A 15,499-nucleotide genomic window follows, 5' to 3' on the forward strand; every position below is an offset into this window, starting at 1 on the left:
CGGCGGAGATGGGGGGGTCCCCCCCGCGCCCCCAGTTCCCGTCCCGACCGGGGGGCCGGCCCCCGGACCCCCGCTCCTCAAACGCCGGAGGGGCTGAGTTTTTGGCGGAGGGGCTGATTTTTCGCCGGCCGGGGTCTGATCTTTTCAGCCCGTCCGGCGTTTGGGGACGAGGCCGTTCAGGCCGAAAGGGGGGTCTGGGGGCGGCAGCCCCCCGGGTCGGGACGGGAAGGGGCGGCGGGGGCGAGAACATTCGTAGGTTCCACCGAATGCACCCGTGGCGCTGGCCTGCACGAATCGCCAGTAGAATCCGTACACGTGACTTCCGCTCCCGCCAAGCCCCGCATCCCGAACGTCCTCGCCGGACGCTACGCCTCCGCCGAGCTCGCCACGCTCTGGTCGCCCGAGCAGAAGGTGAAGCTGGAGCGGCAGCTCTGGCTCGCCGTACTCAAGGCCCAGAAGGACCTCGGCATCGAGGTGCCGGACACGGCGATCGCCGACTACGAGCGGGTCCTCGACACCGTCGACCTGGCCTCCATCGCCGAGCGCGAGAAGGTCACGCGGCACGACGTGAAGGCGCGGATCGAGGAGTTCAACGACCTCGCAGGGCACGAGCACGTGCACAAGGGCATGACCTCCCGCGACCTCACCGAGAACGTCGAGCAGCTGCAGATCCGGCTCTCGCTGGAGCTGATGCGCGACCGCACGGTGGCGGTCCTGGCCCGCCTGGGCAAGCTGGCGGGCGAGTACGGCGAGCTGGTCATGGCCGGCCGCTCCCACAATGTGGCGGCGCAGGCCACCACCCTCGGCAAGCGCTTCGCGACCGCCGCCGACGAGCTGCTCGTCGCGTACGGCCGGGTGGAGGAGCTCCTCGGCCGCTACCCCCTGCGTGGCATCAAGGGCCCGGTCGGCACGGCGCAGGACATGCTCGATCTGCTCGGCGGTGACGCGGGCAAGCTGGCCGACCTGGAGAACCGGATCGCCCAGCACCTCGGCTTCTCGCAGGCGTTCACCTCGGTCGGCCAGGTCTACCCGCGCTCCCTCGACTACGAGGTCGTCACCGCGCTGGTGCAGCTGGCGGCGGCCCCTTCCTCGCTCGCGAAGACGATCCGTCTGATGGCCGGGCACGAGCTGGTGACCGAGGGCTTCAAGCCGGGCCAGGTCGGCTCCTCGGCGATGCCGCACAAGATGAACACCCGCTCCTGCGAGCGCGTCAACGGCCTGATGGTCATCCTGCGCGGCTATGCGTCGATGACCGGCGAGCTGGCCGGCGACCAGTGGAACGAGGGCGACGTGTCCTGCTCGGTGGTGCGCCGGGTCGCGCTGCCGGACGCGTTCTTCGCGCTGGACGGTCTGCTGGAGACGTTCCTGACCGTGCTGGACGAGTTCGGTGCCTTCCCGGCGGTCGTGGCCCGTGAGCTGGACCGCTACCTTCCCTTCCTGGCCACGACCAAGGTGCTGATGGGTGCGGTGCGCGCGGGAGTGGGCCGTGAGGTGGCGCACGAGGCCATCAAGGAGAACGCCGTCGCCTCCGCCCTCGCGATGCGCGAGCAGGGCGCGGAGCGCAACGAGCTCCTCGACAAGCTGGCCGCCGACGAGCGCATCCCGCTCGACCGTGGGCAGCTGGACGCGCTGATGGCGGACAAGCTGTCCTTCACGGGCGCCGCAGCCGACCAGGTCGGCGTCGTCGTCGGCCGCATCGAGGAGATCGTCAAGCAGCACCCGGAGGCGGCGGGCTACACGCCGGGGGCGATCCTCTGACCCGCTTCACCGCGGCGGACCTGGAGGCCGCCCGCGACCGCCTCGTCCCGGACGTGGTCGCGGACGGCCTTTCTGTACTCTTTTGCGGCATAAATCCCGGCCTCATGACGGCGGCCACGGGACATCACTTCGCCCGCCCCGGCAACCGCTTCTGGCCGGTGCTGCACCGGTCGGGCTTCACGCCCAGGCTCATGAAGCCGTCGGAGCAGGGCGAGTTGCTGTCGTACGGGCTGGGCATCACGAACGTCGTGGCCAGGGCGACGGCGCGGGCCGACGAGCTCGGTCCGCGGGAGTACCGCGAGGGCGGGCGGCTGCTGGCGCTGAAGGTGGCACGGCTGCGGCCGCGCTGGCTGGCGGTGGTGGGAGTCACCGCGTACCGGGCGGCGTTCGACGACCGCAGGGCCCAGGTGGGGCCGCAGGAGCGGACGTTCGGCCGGACGCGGGTGTGGGTGCTGCCGAATCCGAGCGGGCTGAACGCGCACTGGACGGTGGAGACGATGGTGGAGGAGTTCGCGCGCTTGAAGGCGGCGGCGGGCTCCTGAAGCTCAGACGGGGTCTATGTCCGAGGCAACGGCGAGCAGGCGGGCCTCCTCGGTTTCACCCCGATCGGCGATCCCGAGGGCGATCCAGCGTTCGGTGCCGGGCAGCTGCCACAGGTTCAGCTGCTGCGTGAGGATGCTCGTCGCCAGCCAGGGTTCCGGTATGTCCTCGCCGCGATCGATGCGCACGCGGAGCGTGGGCATGCCCCATGGGTGGTGCTGCTCGCCCCAACGGGCGTTCAGCACCTGGGAGATCCACTCTCCGAGCACATGCACGTCGTCCACGTCCACTAACCGCACGATGCGGTAACCGGATCCCGCCAGGAACAGATCCGACCCGATGTACTCCGCGGAGAGATCCGCGGTGCACAGCGCATCGATCGTGGCGAGGTGCTTGTCCATGTCCATGTGATCCAGTATTGCGGCCGCCACTGACAATTGGCGGCGCGTCATCCGCCTTCAGCCGTCAGGCATCGCGCCGCCGCAGGCTCCACGCCCCCGCGAGCAGCGCGGCCGCCGTCCAAAGCCCCGTCACCGCAAGCCCGGTCCACGGGCCGAGGGCGCCGTCCCACCTCCCGTGGAACACCACCTGCCCCGCCCGGTCCGGCAGGACGTCCGCCACGGAACCGGACATGTCCCCGATGACGAAGGACACCATGAGCAGGAACGGGATCAGGATGCTCAGCGTGGCGACACCGCTGCGCAGCACGGCTGTCAGGCCTGCCGCGAGCAGCGCCATCAACGTCAGATAGAGGGCGCAGCCGACGACTCCCCGCAGTTCCTCGCCCCAGGTCAGCCCGTCCGCCTTCGTCCCGAGCACCGCCCTGCCGGCAGCGAGGCTCGCTCCTCCCGTCGCCAGACCCACCCCGAGCACGGGCACGGCGATCGCCACCGCCTTGGCGACGAACCACCGGCCTCGCCGCGGCACCGCGGCCAACGTGACGCGCAGGGCGCCGCCCCGGAACTCGGACGACACGGCGGTCGTACCGAAGGCGATCGCCGCGATCTGCCCGAAACTGACGCCGAAGAACACCGAGAACAGCGGGTCGAAGTCCGCTCCATCGCTGTCGCTTGCGGCGAGCGCCGAGAACGCGGCGGTGGCGAGCAGGACCGCGGCCAGACTGCCGAGCAGCGAGCGCAGTGTGCGGATCTTGAGCCACTCCGAGTGGAGCAAGGGCGTGCATTCCATGGTCAGGCCTCCTGGTGCTGTGCGGTGAACTCGGTTTCTGCGCCGGTCAGGTCCAGATAGGCCTGCTCCAACGTGCCCTCTTCCGCCGCCAGTTCGAGCAGCGGCACACCGGCGGCGGAGGCGAGGCGACCGATGTCGTCCACGCGTGCGTGGTCCACGATCCAGCGCCCGTCCTCGTGCTCGACGGCGTCGTGGCCGTGCCGGGCGAGCGCGCTCTTGAGTGCCGTGGGGTCCGTCGTCCGGATCCGCACGCGTGGCCGCACGCGCGCGTCGATGAAGTCCCGCATCGGGCTGTCGGCCAGCAGGCGTCCGCGTCCCAGGACGACGAGGTGGTCGGCGAAGGACGCGGTCTCGGTCATGAGATGGCTGGAGACCAGGACCGTACGGCCCTCGCCCGCGAGCCGGCGCAGCAAGGCGCGGATCCAGATGATGCCTTCGGGGTCGAGGCCGTTGGAGGGTTCGTCGAGCATGACCACCTGGGGCTCGCCCAGCAGCGCGGCGGCGATGCCCAGGCGCTGGCGCATGCCGAGGGAGTACGTCTTCACGCGGCGTCGCGCCACCGATGCGAGCCCGGTCTCCGCGAGCACCTCGTCGACGCGGCGCCGCGGGATGCGGTTGCTCGCCGCCAGTATGCGCAGGTGGTCGCGGCCGGTGCGGGAGCCGTGCGCGGCCCGGGCGTCGAGCAGGGCGCCGACGTGGCGCAGCGGTTCGTGCAGCGCGGCGTAGGGGCGGGCACCGATCGTGGCGGAGCCGGAGGTGGGCCGGTCGAGGCCGAGGACGAGCCGCATGGTGGTGGACTTTCCGGCGCCGTTGGGGCCGAGGAAGCCGGTGACACGGCCGGGGCGGACGCTGAAGGTCAGGTCGTCCACGGCACGCACGCTGCCGTACTCCTTGGTGAGGTTCTGGACGTCGATGCTGGTCATGGCAGCAGCGTCGCCGCTCGGGCGGGGTGTTCTCCTCCCCCGCCGGTGGAGAGCGGCTCCCCCACGCGGGGGAGGTCCGTTGTCAGTGGCGGCTGGCACGATGACGAAATGGCCCGCCTTCTGCGCCCGTTGCTCCGGGGGACGACGTACACACGCCTGCTGCACCTGTGGGTGCCGATGCTCGTCGTGAGCGTGTGGCTGTTCATCGACATGTCGACGCCCTGGGTGCCTGCGGCCGTCCTGGTCCCGGTCGGGCTCATCCCTGCCGTGCGCATGGGCGAGGGCGTGCAGGCGCGGCTGCTGCTGACGCCGGGCGAGCAGGATTCGGGCATCTCCGTGAACCCGTCCGCGACCTGGCGGGACCGGCTGCGCACCGTGCTGTGGCTCGAGGTGCGGATGGGGCTGGGCGCAGTGGCGACGGCGAGCTGCGTCTGGCTGCCGGCGCTGGTCTACGAGCTGGTCCGCGTCGCGCTCGGACACGCACCGGACGCCACCATCCCCGTACTGCGCGAGGCCCAACCGCACTGGGTGTACGCCCTGTTGGTGCCGTTGCCGCTGCTCGCGCTGTACGGGGTCGTGGTCGGCCTGGGCGAGCTGATCACCGCGATCGCCCGCCGGCTTCTGGGCCCGTCCACGGCCGAGCGTCTCGCGGCCCTGGAGGAGCGCACGGATCAGCTCCTGGAGCGCAACCGCATCGCCCGCGAGCTGCACGACTCCATCGGCCATGCCCTGACGGTGGCGGTCGTGCAGGCGGGCGCGGCCCGCGCGGCGGGCGACCCCGAGTTCACCGACCGGGCCCTGGGGGCCATCGAGGACACCGGGCGCGCCGCCCTGGAGGACCTGGAGCGCGTGCTCGCTGTGCTGCGCGAGGCGGAGCGGCCGGTGAGCAGCCGTCCGACGCTGGCCGAGGCGGACCGGCTCCTGGAGTCCGCGCGCGCATCCGGCGCGAAGATCGACATGGAGGTGTCCGGAGCGCTGGAGTCGATACCCGGCCCGGTCTCACGGGAGGGCTATCGCATCCTCCAGGAGGCCCTGACCAATGTGCTCCGGCACGCGGGATCCGTCCCCGTGCACGTCCGTGTCGACGTCACGGACAGCGCGCTCGCCCTGGAAGTGCGCAATCCGCTGACCGCCGACATACCCGGGCCCGGACGGGGCAGCGGGTTGCGCGGCATAAGGGAGCGCGCGGCGCTGCTCGGCGGCCGCGCGCGAACCGGACCGGACGAGGGCGACTGGCAGGTACATGTAGAGCTGCCGTTGAGTTGATCTAGGCTGGCCGGATGCCGGTGACCGTTCTCCTCGTCGACGACGAACCCCTCGTACGCGCCGGTCTGCGGGCCGTCCTGGAGGCACAGCCCGACATCGAGGTCGTGGGGGAGGCAGCCGACGGGGCAGCTGTGATCCCACTCGTGCGGCAGCTGCGACCGGACGTGGTCGCCATGGACGTACGGATGCCGCTGATGGACGGCATCGAGGCCACGCGTGCGGTGCTGCGGACGGTCGACGATCCGCCGAAGATCCTCGTCGTGACGACGTTCGAGAACGACGAGTACGTGTACGAGGCACTGCGGGCGGGCGCCGACGGGTTCCTGCTGAAGCGGGCCCGTCCGGCCGAGATCGTGCACGCGGTGCGCCTGGTCGCCGAGGGCGAGTCGCTGCTGTTCCCCGCGTCGGTACGGCAGTTGGCCGCCGATTACGGCGACAGTGGCGGGAACCGCGCCGCCCGCGCAGCGATGGAGCGGGCCCGCCTGACCGAACGGGAGGCCGAGGTGCTTCGGCTGATGGCCCGGGGCCTGTCCAACGCCGAGATCGCCACCCGCCTGATCGTCGGCACGGAGACGGTGAAGTCCCACGTCAGCGCCGTACTGGCCAAGCTGGGGGCCCGGGACCGCACCCAGGCGGTGATCGCAGCGTACGAGTCCGGTTTCGTGGCGCCAGGGTGAACGGCAGCGCGCCCCCAAACGGGCGCGGGGCTGTGACATCAGCGGCTCCGCCACGGGGCGCGACCAGCCACGACGGCGCGACAGACAAAAGACGCCCCAGCGCGGCACCACCAAGCGGCCCAACCCGGCGGAGCGACCCGGTACGATCCGGCCAACACGCGCACGAGCTGGGAGGACGGGACGTTGGGGCGGCTGACCGGCGGGGATCCCTCGCTGCTGCGAAGGATCAACTCCGCGGTGGTGCTGCATGCGCTGCGTGCCACGGACGCGGCGACACTGACGGAGATCACCCGGGTGACCGGGCTGTCCCGGCCGACCGTCGAGGGCGTCGTCGAGGGCCTCATCGAGGCGGGCTATGTCGTCGAGAAGGCGGCGGACGAGAGCGAGGTGCGACGTCAGGGGCGGCCTGCGCGGCGCTTCCGGTTCCGGGCCGAGGCCGGGCATCTGCTGGGCCTTGACATCGGCTCCCACCGGGTTGCCGCGCTCCTCGCCGATCTGGACGGGCGGGTGCTCGGCTCGGTCGCCAAGGACGTCGACGAGACCGCTCCGGCCGACGAGCGCCTGGAGCGGCTGCGCACCGCGGTGGCCGAGCTGCTGCGCCGCGCCGGGGTCGCACGCGACTCGCTGCGGGCCGTGGGGGTCGCCTCCCCCGGCATCGTCGAGGCCGACGGCACGGTGCGGCTGTGCGCGGCGCTGCCCGAGTGGACGGGGCTGCGTCTCGGCGAGCGGCTGAGCCGGTCCTTCAAGTGCCCGGTGCTGGTCGAGAACGACGCCAACGCCGCGGCCGTCGCCGAGCACTGGAAGGGCGCGGCGACCGAGTCCGACGACGTGGTGTTCGTGCTGGCCGGGCTGAGTCCCGGAGCCGGTTCGCTGATCGGCGGGCAGCTGCACCGCGGATACGGCGGGGCGGCCGGCGAGATCGGCGCGCTGCATCTGCTGGGCCGCGAGGTGACCCCGGAGACGCTGCTGTCCACCACGGACGAGCCGCTGCACCCCCTCGACGAACAGGCCGTCGCCGAGGTCTTCGCGCAGGCCCGCGAGGGCGACCAGCGGGCCCGCGCGGCCGTCGACCGCTTCATCCAGCGGCTGGTCCACGACGTGGCCGCCCTGGTCCTGGCGCTCGACCCGGAACTCGTCGTCGTCGGCGGCTGGGCGGCCGGTCTGGACGGCGTCCTTGCGCCCCTGCGCCGCGAGTTGGCGCGCTACTGCCTGCGCCCGCCGAAGGTGGCGCTGTCGCTGCTGGGCGAGGCGGCGGTGGCGACGGGCGCGCTGCGGCTCGCCCTGGACCACGTGGAGGAGCAGCTGTTCGCGGTCGAGGGCACGGTGACGGGACGGCGCTGAGCCGGCGGCGCCGCAACGCGCTGTGCCCCGGAGAGTTCCGGGGCACAGCAGGTCGGTCGGGACCGGGGCTCAGGAGGCCTGGCGCTCGGGCCCCTGGTGGATCTCCACGCCGCCCGAGTCGCCGAAGGTCAGACGGCAGGTGTCCGCACGGTAGGTGGCGACGGAGAGCGCCGCGGTGCGGCCCTCGGCGAGGAAGCGGGTGGTGACCACGAGGACGGGCGCCCCGGGGAGGCGGTCCAGTTCCTTGGCGTCGTCCGCGCGGGCGGAGCCCAGCTCGACGGCGCTCTCCCGGCCCTCCAGCTCAAGGCGCTGCAGCTCGCGCAGCACGGCACGCGCGCGTGCCGGTCCGGACGGCGCGTCTATGGCGGAGAGCTCGGGCACCGACGACTCCGGGACGTAGAGCAGCTCCGCGGCGACGGGCTGGCCCTGGGAGACGCGGGAGCGGCGCACCGTGTACACGGTGTCCTCCGGGCCCGTCTCCAGCGCGGCGGCGACGGACGCCGGCGGGGCCGCGGGCATGCAGTCGACGGCCTGCCAGACGTCCCCGGAGGCCCCCGGCCAGGCGTGCTGCTCGGTGCCGACCGCGACGCCCACGCGCGGCGGGGCGACGGTCGTCCCGACACCGCGGCGGCGCTGCAGCCTGCCTTCCAGTTCGAGCTGCTCCAGGGCCTGGCGGAGCGTGGCGCGCGCGACGCCGAAGCGGGCGGCCAGATCGCGTTCGTTGGGCAGGATCTCGCCCACGGAGAACTCGGAGTCCAATGCCTCACTGAGCACGGTCCTGAGATGCCAGTACTTCGGTTCCGGCACCGATTCCAACTGCGTGGTCCCCACCCTGTCCTCCGCAATCGCCGTGGTCCGGCGGCGTTTTAGCGCCCTTGTTTATTAAAGGTTGTTGCACTTATCTGCGACCATAGGGCGGCCCAAACCCTTGGTCAAGACCAATCCTCGATCCCATGGGCGCGACACAGGGCGCTCGCCGCACAGGGTTCACAAGGTGTTCGTACGGGACCGTCCTCGGCGCCTACGCGGAGGCCAGCGAGAGCAGCTTGTCCGGGTTGCGAATGATGTAGAGCGACTGGATGCGCCCCTCGAAGACGTCCACCTGGAAGACACTGTCCGGCTTGCCCGCCGACAGCACGACGGCCGCGAGGCCGCCGTTGAGCTCCATGAACCGGAAGGACTGGTCCGGCACGCCCTTCTGGGCGACCCCGACGAGGAAGCGGCCCACCTTGTCGGCGCTCTCCAGGACCCGCAACGGCGCCCTCGATTTGCCGCCGCTGTCACCCACCAGCCGTACGTCGGGCGCGAGCAGCGCCATGAGCCCTTCCAGGTCCCCCTCCGCCGCGGCGGCGAGGAACCGCTCGGTCAGTTCACGGCGCCGGCCGGGGTCGACCTCGTAGCGCGGCCGCCGCTCCTCGACATGCTTGCGGGCCCGCCCGGCGAGCTGGCGCACCGCCGCCTCACCGCGGTCGAGCATCACGGCGATGTCGGCGTACGGGTAGCCGAAGGCCTCGCGGAGCACGAACACCGCCCGCTCCAGGGGCGACAGCGACTCCAGGACGACGAGGACGGCGAGCGAGACGGAGTCGGCGAGCACGGCCCGTTCGGCCGTGTCCGGGACGGCGTCCCCGAAGTCGGTCGCATAGGGCTCGGGCAGCCACGGGCCGACATACGTCTCGCCCCGCGCCTTGATCTGGCGCAGCCGGTCGATGGCGAGGCGGGTGGTGATGCGCACCAGGTAGCCGCGCGGTTCGCGCACCTCGCTGCGGTCGGCGCCGGACCAGCGCAGCCAGGCCTCCTGGACGACGTCCTCCGCGTCGGCCACCCGCCCGAGCATGCGGTAGGCGACCCCCAGCAGGACGGGGCGGTGCGCTTCGAAGACGTCGGTCTCGGTGTCGGTGGTCACGGTCCCATCCCATGCGACGCGTCCGGGCATGTCCAGGAGAAATCCGCGTGTCCCGGAGCAGAATGACCGCGGGCCCGCCGGCGGTCGGCGGCCGGACTTCGGAGGTGACCATGCGGTACGCGGTTCTGGGCACGGGTGACGTCGGCCGCACGCTCGGCGGCAGGCTGGCACAGCTGGGCCACGAGGTGACACTGGGCTCACGCACAAAGGACAATCCCGCGGCCCTGGAGTGGGCGCGCAGCGCGGGCCCACAGGCACGGGCCGGCACCTTCGCCGAGGCGGCCTCGTCCGCCGAGGTGGTGGTGGTCGCCGTCGGCGGGCGGGTGGCGCTCGCCGCGCTGGAGGCGGCCGGGGCGGCGAATCTGGACGGGAAGGTCGTCGTCGACGTCTCCAACCCGATGGCGTTCGAGGACGGGGAGGTGCGGCTGTCCCCCGTGGAGTCGGACAGCGTGGGCGAGCAGATCCAGCGCGCCTTTCCGCACGCGCGCGTGGTGAAGACGCTCAACACGGTCAACTGCAAGGTGATGGTCGATCCCGCGCTGGTGCCGGGCGAGCACCAGGTCTTCGTGTGCGGTGCAGACGCGGAGGCCAAGGAGCAGGTCAGGGGCATGCTCGGGGAGTTCGGGTGGCCGCCGCACCGGGTGCTCGACCTGGGCGGCATCCGGTCGGCACGCAGTGTGGAGATGCTGCTGCCGCTGTGGCTCGATCTCTTCCGGCATCTCGGGCATGCGGAGTTCAACCTGGAGGTGCGCAGGGGTCATTGAAGGCCGTCCGGCCGGGTGGTCGGCCACCGCCAGGGGCTACCCGTCGGTAGCAATTGCTGACAAGCTGTCTACACGGCGTCCGCCGGCGAGCCCAGACGAGGAGCACCCCCATGTCCGCCACCGTCTCCTTCAAGGTCCCCACCCCCAGCGGCCCACAGGCCGTGACCGTCTCCTACGCGCGCGTAGGCCGCGGCGAACCGCTGCTCCTGCTGCACGGCATCGGTCACCACCGGCAGGCCTGGGACCCGGTGGTGGACATCCTGGCGACCGAGCGCGACGTGATCGCCGTGGATCTGCCCGGCTTCGGCCTCTCCCCGGCCCTGCCGGACGGGCTCGCCTACGACCTGCCCACGACGACGGCCGTCTTCGGCGCGTTCTGCGAGGCGCTGGAGCTCGACCGTCCGCATGTGGCGGGCAACTCGCTCGGCGGTCTGCTCGCCCTGGAACTCGGCCGCGAGCAGCTCGTGCGGTCCGTGACCGCCCTGTCCCCGGCCGGGTTCTGGTCCGAGGCCGAGCGGCGCTACGCCTTCGCCGTGCTGCTCACCATGCGGCACATCTCCCGGCGGCTGCCGCTGCCCCTGGTGGAGCGGCTGTCCCGCTCGGCGGCCGGCCGCACCATGCTGACGAGCACCATCTACGCCCGCCCGGGCCGCCGTTCACCCGAGGCCGTGGTCGCCGAGACGCTGGCCCTGGCACAGGCGACGGGCTTCGACGCGACCCTGCGGGCCGGCAACGCCGTCCGGTTCACCGACGACATCCCCACCATCCCGGTCACCGTGGCCTGGGGCACCAGGGACATGCTGCTCGTACGGCGTCAGGGGGTGCGCGCCAAGCGGATCGTCCCCCGGGCCCGGCTGGTGCGGCTGCCCGGCTGCGGGCACTGCCCGATGAACGACGATCCGGCGCTGGTCGCCCGCGTCATCCTCGACGGCAGCCGCTGACCGGGCCCGCCTCAGGCTCAGCGCACCCGATCCGAGGGCGACTCCGGCGCCGACCAGCGCACTGCCGACGGCCTGTGCGGCCCCGTAGGACCCCTTGTCGACGAGCGGGGCCGTGCAGGCGGCGGCGACCGGGATCAGGCCGGAGAACAGCGTGGCGCGCTCGGCGCCGAGCCGCTGCATGCCCATGTACCAGCACACGAAGCCGACGACGGTGACGACCGCCGCCTGCCACAGCAGCGCGGCGGTCTCCGTGGCATGGGGGCGCCGCAGCCACGCCGTGCCGTCCGCCAGGAGTCCGGCCGCCGCGGACTCGACCGCTGCCAGGCCGCACACCGTGGCGGACAGCAGCCGGGGCCCCAGAGGCCGCAGAACGGGCACGGCGAGGACGGCGAAACCGACCTCGCCGGCCAATGCGCAGGCCGAGAAGCCGATCCCCGTGCCGTCCGTACGCCCCCACCCCTGGACCGTGAAGGCACCGCAGGCGACCAGCAACGCCCCGTGCAGGACCCGGCGTTGGGGACGGCGGCCGTCCAGGAGCGGAACGACGACGGCCACCACCACGGGCGCGCATCCCACGAAGACGCCGGGCACCGCCGGTTCCGCGGAGCGTTCGGCCGCGATGACGGCCAGGTTGAAGCCGACCATCCCGACTGCGGCGAGCAGGGCGAGACGGGCCCACTGGCGGGGCGCGAGCAGCCGCAGCCGCGCCGGCGCTCCCGCCCCGGTCAGCGGGAGCAGCAGCAGACAGGCGAGGCCGTAGCGCAGGAACTGGCCGCCCGCGTACGGGTAGTGGCCAAGGACGCTGTTCGCGGTGAAGGACCCGCCGACGAGGACACAGGCGAGCGCGGCGAGGAGGGCTCCGCGGGTGGTGGGGGCGTTCATGGCAGCGACGCTAGGCAGCGCCGCGGTCCGGTTTAAGGTCCATTTCCATGACGCCATCGGAGACCAATCGGGCCGGCACCCCCGCCTGGGAGCTGCTTGTGCCGGCCGCCTCCGCGCCGGCACGCACGCGTGGACGTTCGCTGCAGGCGGCGCTGCGTGAGGCGGTGCGCACGGGGAGGCTCGCCCCGGGCACCCGGCTGCCGTCGAGCCGGGATCTCGCCGCCGATCTCGGGGTGTCGCGGGGTCTGATCACCGAGGCGTACGAGCAGCTGACGGCGGAGGGCTATCTGCGCAGCGGGCGAGGTGCGGGCACCTGGGTGGGAGGCGCGGTGCGGGCGGCGCCGCCACGCGCGCGTGACCTCGCCCCGCGCTCCCCCGGCGCACGCGCCGACTTCGTGCCCGGCACACCGGATCTGTCGCTGTTCCCGCGCGCCGCCTGGGCCGCGGCGCAGCGCGCGGTGCTGGCCGAAATGCCCCACCAGGACCTCGGCTACCCCGACCCCCGGGGGCTGCCCCAGTTGCGTACCGCCCTGGCGGAGCTGCTGGCGCGCCGCCGGGGTGTGGTCGCGGATCCGGAGCGGATCGTGGTCGTCTCCGGGGTGGCACAGGCGACGACGCTGCTGGGATTCGCGCTCCACGCGCGCGGGTTGCGCACGGTCGGCGTCGAGGATCCCGGCAGCCCCCAGCACGACGCGCTGTATGCCTCGGCCGGTGTCACCACCGTGCCCCTGCCCCTGGACGAGGAGGGGATCGTCGTCGGAGCGCTGCGGGACTCGGGCGTACGGGCCGTCGTGACCACGCCCTCCCACCAGTTCCCCACCGGGATCGCGTACTCCGCGCGGCGCCGCACCGAACTGCTCGACTGGGCACGGTCCGCGGACGGGCTCGTCCTGGAGGACGACTACGACGGCGACTTCCGCTACGACCGTGCCCCCGTGGGCGCGCTGCAAGGACTCGACCCGGAACACGTGGCCTACACGGGCTCGGTCAGCAAGTCCCTCGCCCCGGGCCTGCGGCTGGGCTGGCTGCTGGTGCCCGAGGCGCTGGCCGGGGACGTCGTCGAGCGCAAGCGCACCATGGACCTCGGCCATCCCACCCTCGACCAGGCGCTGTTCGCCCGCTTCGTGGAGCGCGGCGACTACGACCGCCAACTGCGCCGCTGCCAGCGGGCGTACCGCGAACGGCGTGATGCGCTCGTGGCCGCGTTGCAGGAGCACTTCCCGGGCGCACAGGTCGCCGGGATCGCGGCGGGACTGCACGTCATCGCCCGGCTGCCGGAACGCTACGGACCCCTGGAGCGGTTCCTCGATCGGGTGACGGCGGCCGGAGTGGCCGTACGCGGGCTGGCGGACTACACGCACAGGCACGTCGAGACCGGGGACGTGCAACTGGTTCTGGGGTACGCGCATCAGCCACCCGCACGAATCCGGGACGGCGTAAGGCTGATGGCCCAGGCCGCCGCCGTATGACCGTCGGCTGACCGGCAGACGGCTCAACCCTTGCGTCGACGGGGCCACTGATACCGCACTCCAGTTCCCTTGCCTCAGTGGTCAGTTGTTCACCTCTGGTTTCCGTGTGCGCTGCGGCGCCCGAGTAGTTGTGGCACCGCACACTGGCCGGATCCCGTCCTGGAGGCCCCCCATGTCCCTTTCGCTCCCTGGTCGTCGCAGCGTCCTGCGCGGCTCCCTCGCCGCGTCGGCGGCCCTGACCCTGCCCACCTCCCTCGGCGCGGCACCGGCGTTCGCCCTGTCGGGGCGCCCCACGGCGGGCTGGGGCGTCCAGGCGGGGGACGTGACCTGCGACTCGGGGCTGGTGTGGGTGCGCTCCGACCGTCCGGCCCGGATGATCGTCGAGACGTCCGCGACCGAGTCCTTCCGCAACCCGCACAGATGGCACGGTCCGCTGCTCGGCGCGGACTCGGACTTCACCGGCACCACCCGGCTGCGCGGGCTGCCGGCCGGGGAGCAGATCCACTACCGCGTACTGCTGGCCGACCCGGACGACCCGCGCCGCACCGGTGAGCCGGTGACCGGCACGTTCCGTACCGCCCCGTCGAAGCGTCGCCAGGGCGTGAGGTTCGTATGGTCCGGCGACCTGGCCGGGCAGGGCTGGGGCATCAACGAGTCCATCGGCGGCTACCGCATCTTCGACGCGATGGCGAAGGTGGACCCGGACTTCTTCCTGTGCAGCGGCGACAACATCTACGCCGACGGCCCGATCTCCGCCACCGCCACGCTTCCGGACGGCAGCATCTACCGGAATGTCACCACCGAGGAGAAGTCGCACGTCGCGACCACCCTGGACGACTACCGGGGCAACTTCCGCTACAACCTGCTCGACCGGGCGCTGCGCCGGTTCAACGCCCAGGTGCCGAACATCATCCAGTGGGACGACCACGAGGTCCGCAACAACTGGTACCCGGGCGAGGTCATCGGCACCGGCACGCCCTACCCGGCCGGCACCAGGCTCGACGACCTGGCACTGCGCTCCCGGCAGGCCTTCTCGGAGTACTTCCCGATCTCGACCCTCAGCGGGCGCCCGGACGGCCGGATCTACCGCAAGGTCAGCCACGGCCCGCTGCTGGACGTGTTCGTGCTCGACATGCGCACCTACCGCAACGCCAACTCGCCGGACGACCAGACCACGGACCCGGTCGGCATCCTCGGCCGCGAGCAGCTGGAGTGGCTCAAGCGGGAACTCGCCCGGTCCCGCGCGGTGTGGAAGGTGATCGCCAACGACATGCCCCTCGGACTCGTCGTGCCCGACCCGGTCGAGGGCAAGCCGAACTTCGAGGCGGTCGCGCAGGGCGACCCGGGCGCCCCGCTGGGCCGCGAGCTGCAGATCGCCGAACTGCTGCGGTTCATCAAACACCGCCGGATCACCGGCACCGTGTGGCTGACGGCCGACGTGCACCACACCTCCGCCCAGCACTACGACCCCTCACGGGCCGCGTTCAAGGACTTCGAGCCGTTCTGGGAGTTCGTCTCCGGCCCGCTCAACGCCGGCGCCTTCCCGGCCAACGCACTGGACGGCACCTTCGGCCCGGACCGGGTGTTCGTGAAGGCGCCACCGACCGCGAACGTCTCGCCGGCCCAGGGCTACCAGTTCTTCGGCGAGGTCGACATCGACGGGGACAGCGGCGAGTTGACGGTGCGGCTGCGCGAATACGACGGCACCGTGCTGTTCACGCAGGTGCTGCAGCCGGGCCGGGTCGGCCAGTAGCTCCCGTACCCTTTCCCATGGGCCGCGCACCGGCGTCATCCCCCGGTGCGCGGTGCCGCTCCGCAGCCGCGAGCTCACCGTTTCGTACGCA

Annotated in this window: 14 protein-coding genes and 1 pseudogene; 9 read left to right on the forward strand and 6 right to left on the reverse strand. The window is 72.3% G+C overall.

The genetic code is table 11. The features are described from left to right. The first annotated feature begins 315 nt into the window (after positions 1–315). Together purB and mug are read left to right on the forward strand one after the other, a co-directional pair. Positions 316–1,758 carry an adenylosuccinate lyase gene (gene purB, locus ACWC1K_RS19160; RefSeq protein WP_450832746.1) on the forward strand — a complete coding sequence of 481 codons (1,443 nt, stop codon included), beginning with the start codon at positions 316–318 and terminating at the stop codon, positions 1,756–1,758. Continuing rightward, positions 1,755–2,300, forward strand: a complete 546-nt coding sequence (gene mug, locus ACWC1K_RS19165) for a G/U mismatch-specific DNA glycosylase (RefSeq protein ID WP_450833014.1) — start codon at positions 1,755–1,757, stop codon at positions 2,298–2,300. Before purB ends, mug begins: the two co-directional genes overlap by 4 nt. Positions 2,301–2,303: 3 nt before the next feature. Here the strand turns inward: mug and ACWC1K_RS19170 are convergent, their stop codons facing one another. Genes ACWC1K_RS19170 through ACWC1K_RS19180 form a run of 3 tightly spaced genes read right to left on the reverse strand, consistent with a single transcriptional unit; the run spans position 2,304 to position 4,409 of the window. Next, on the reverse strand, positions 2,304–2,705 hold the full coding sequence (locus ACWC1K_RS19170) for a hypothetical protein (protein ID WP_450832747.1): 402 nt from the start codon (positions 2,703–2,705) through the stop codon (positions 2,304–2,306). A 58-nt stretch (positions 2,706–2,763) separates the two neighbouring features. Then, positions 2,764–3,486 carry an ABC transporter permease gene (locus ACWC1K_RS19175; protein ID WP_450832749.1) on the reverse strand — a complete coding sequence of 241 codons (723 nt, stop codon included), beginning with the start codon at positions 3,484–3,486 and terminating at the stop codon, positions 2,764–2,766. 2 nt (positions 3,487–3,488) lie between these two features. Beyond that, entirely contained in the window at positions 3,489–4,409 is a 921-nt protein-coding gene (locus tag ACWC1K_RS19180; RefSeq protein WP_450832750.1) for an ABC transporter ATP-binding protein, read from the reverse strand. Positions 4,410–4,517: 108 nt separating this feature from the next. Between ACWC1K_RS19180 and ACWC1K_RS19185 the strand changes: the two genes are divergently transcribed. The 3 genes from ACWC1K_RS19185 to ACWC1K_RS19195 all read left to right on the forward strand — a co-directional run bounded on the left by ACWC1K_RS19185 (position 4,518) and on the right by ACWC1K_RS19195 (position 7,693). After that, positions 4,518–5,675 (forward strand): sensor histidine kinase, encoded by a 1,158-nt coding sequence (locus ACWC1K_RS19185; protein WP_450832751.1) that lies wholly within the window; start codon positions 4,518–4,520, stop codon positions 5,673–5,675. 14 nt (positions 5,676–5,689) lie between these two features. Beyond that, complete coding sequence (locus tag ACWC1K_RS19190; RefSeq protein WP_450832753.1) at positions 5,690–6,352, forward strand: response regulator; 663 nt, start codon at positions 5,690–5,692, stop codon at positions 6,350–6,352. Positions 6,353–6,535: 183 nt separating this feature from the next. Further along, a complete protein-coding gene (locus tag ACWC1K_RS19195) occupies positions 6,536–7,693 on the forward strand; it encodes an ROK family transcriptional regulator (RefSeq protein ID WP_450832755.1) in 1,158 nt (385 codons plus the stop codon). 69 nt (positions 7,694–7,762) lie between these two features. On the opposite strand, the gene ACWC1K_RS19200 is transcribed toward ACWC1K_RS19195, so the two are convergent. Beyond that, entirely contained in the window at positions 7,763–8,524 is a 762-nt protein-coding gene (locus ACWC1K_RS19200) for a GntR family transcriptional regulator (protein WP_450832757.1), read from the reverse strand. Between the two features lie 190 nt (positions 8,525–8,714). Further along, complete coding sequence (locus tag ACWC1K_RS19205) at positions 8,715–9,599, reverse strand: RNA polymerase sigma-70 factor (RefSeq protein ID WP_450832759.1); 885 nt, start codon at positions 9,597–9,599, stop codon at positions 8,715–8,717. 110 nt (positions 9,600–9,709) lie between these two features. Between ACWC1K_RS19205 and ACWC1K_RS19210 the strand changes: the two genes are divergently transcribed. Both ACWC1K_RS19210 and ACWC1K_RS19215 read left to right on the forward strand, forming a co-directional pair. Beyond that, a complete protein-coding gene (locus tag ACWC1K_RS19210) occupies positions 9,710–10,363 on the forward strand; it encodes an NADPH-dependent F420 reductase (RefSeq protein ID WP_450833016.1) in 654 nt (217 codons plus the stop codon). 110 nt (positions 10,364–10,473) lie between these two features. Then, positions 10,474–11,304, forward strand: a complete 831-nt coding sequence (locus ACWC1K_RS19215; RefSeq protein WP_450832761.1) for an alpha/beta fold hydrolase — start codon at positions 10,474–10,476, stop codon at positions 11,302–11,304. A 93-nt stretch (positions 11,305–11,397) separates the two neighbouring features. Here ACWC1K_RS19215 and ACWC1K_RS19220 read toward each other — a convergent pair. Then, positions 11,398–12,243 (reverse strand): annotated as a pseudogene (locus ACWC1K_RS19220) (EamA family transporter); the annotation flags it as partial. On the opposite strand from ACWC1K_RS19220, the gene pdxR reads away from it, so the two are divergent. After that, a complete protein-coding gene (gene pdxR / locus ACWC1K_RS19225; protein ID WP_450832762.1) occupies positions 12,234–13,655 on the forward strand; it encodes a MocR-like pyridoxine biosynthesis transcription factor PdxR in 1,422 nt (473 codons plus the stop codon). The pseudogene ACWC1K_RS19220 and the gene pdxR overlap by 10 nt on opposite strands. Positions 13,656–13,827: 172 nt before the next feature. After that, a complete protein-coding gene (locus tag ACWC1K_RS19230) occupies positions 13,828–15,408 on the forward strand; it encodes an alkaline phosphatase D family protein (RefSeq protein ID WP_450832763.1) in 1,581 nt (526 codons plus the stop codon). The last annotated feature ends 91 nt before the right edge of the window (positions 15,409–15,499 follow it).

Source organism: Streptomyces sp. NPDC001492, from assembly GCF_053597275.1.

Coding starts and splice junctions, on each gene's coding strand:
- ACWC1K_RS19170 (WP_450832747.1), bottom strand. CDS start 2,705: ATGGACATGGACAAGCACCTCGCCACGATCGATGCGCTGTGCACCGCG.
- ACWC1K_RS19175 (WP_450832749.1), bottom strand. CDS start 3,486: ATGGAATGCACGCCCTTGCTCCACTCGGAGTGGCTCAAGATCCGCACA.
- ACWC1K_RS19180 (WP_450832750.1), bottom strand. CDS start 4,409: ATGACCAGCATCGACGTCCAGAACCTCACCAAGGAGTACGGCAGCGTG.
- ACWC1K_RS19185 (WP_450832751.1), top strand. CDS start 4,518: ATGGCCCGCCTTCTGCGCCCGTTGCTCCGGGGGACGACGTACACACGC.
- ACWC1K_RS19190 (WP_450832753.1), top strand. CDS start 5,690: ATGCCGGTGACCGTTCTCCTCGTCGACGACGAACCCCTCGTACGCGCC.
- ACWC1K_RS19210 (WP_450833016.1), top strand. CDS start 9,710: ATGCGGTACGCGGTTCTGGGCACGGGTGACGTCGGCCGCACGCTCGGC.
- ACWC1K_RS19215 (WP_450832761.1), top strand. CDS start 10,474: ATGTCCGCCACCGTCTCCTTCAAGGTCCCCACCCCCAGCGGCCCACAG.
- pdxR (WP_450832762.1), top strand. CDS start 12,234: ATGACGCCATCGGAGACCAATCGGGCCGGCACCCCCGCCTGGGAGCTG.
- ACWC1K_RS19230 (WP_450832763.1), top strand. CDS start 13,828: ATGTCCCTTTCGCTCCCTGGTCGTCGCAGCGTCCTGCGCGGCTCCCTC.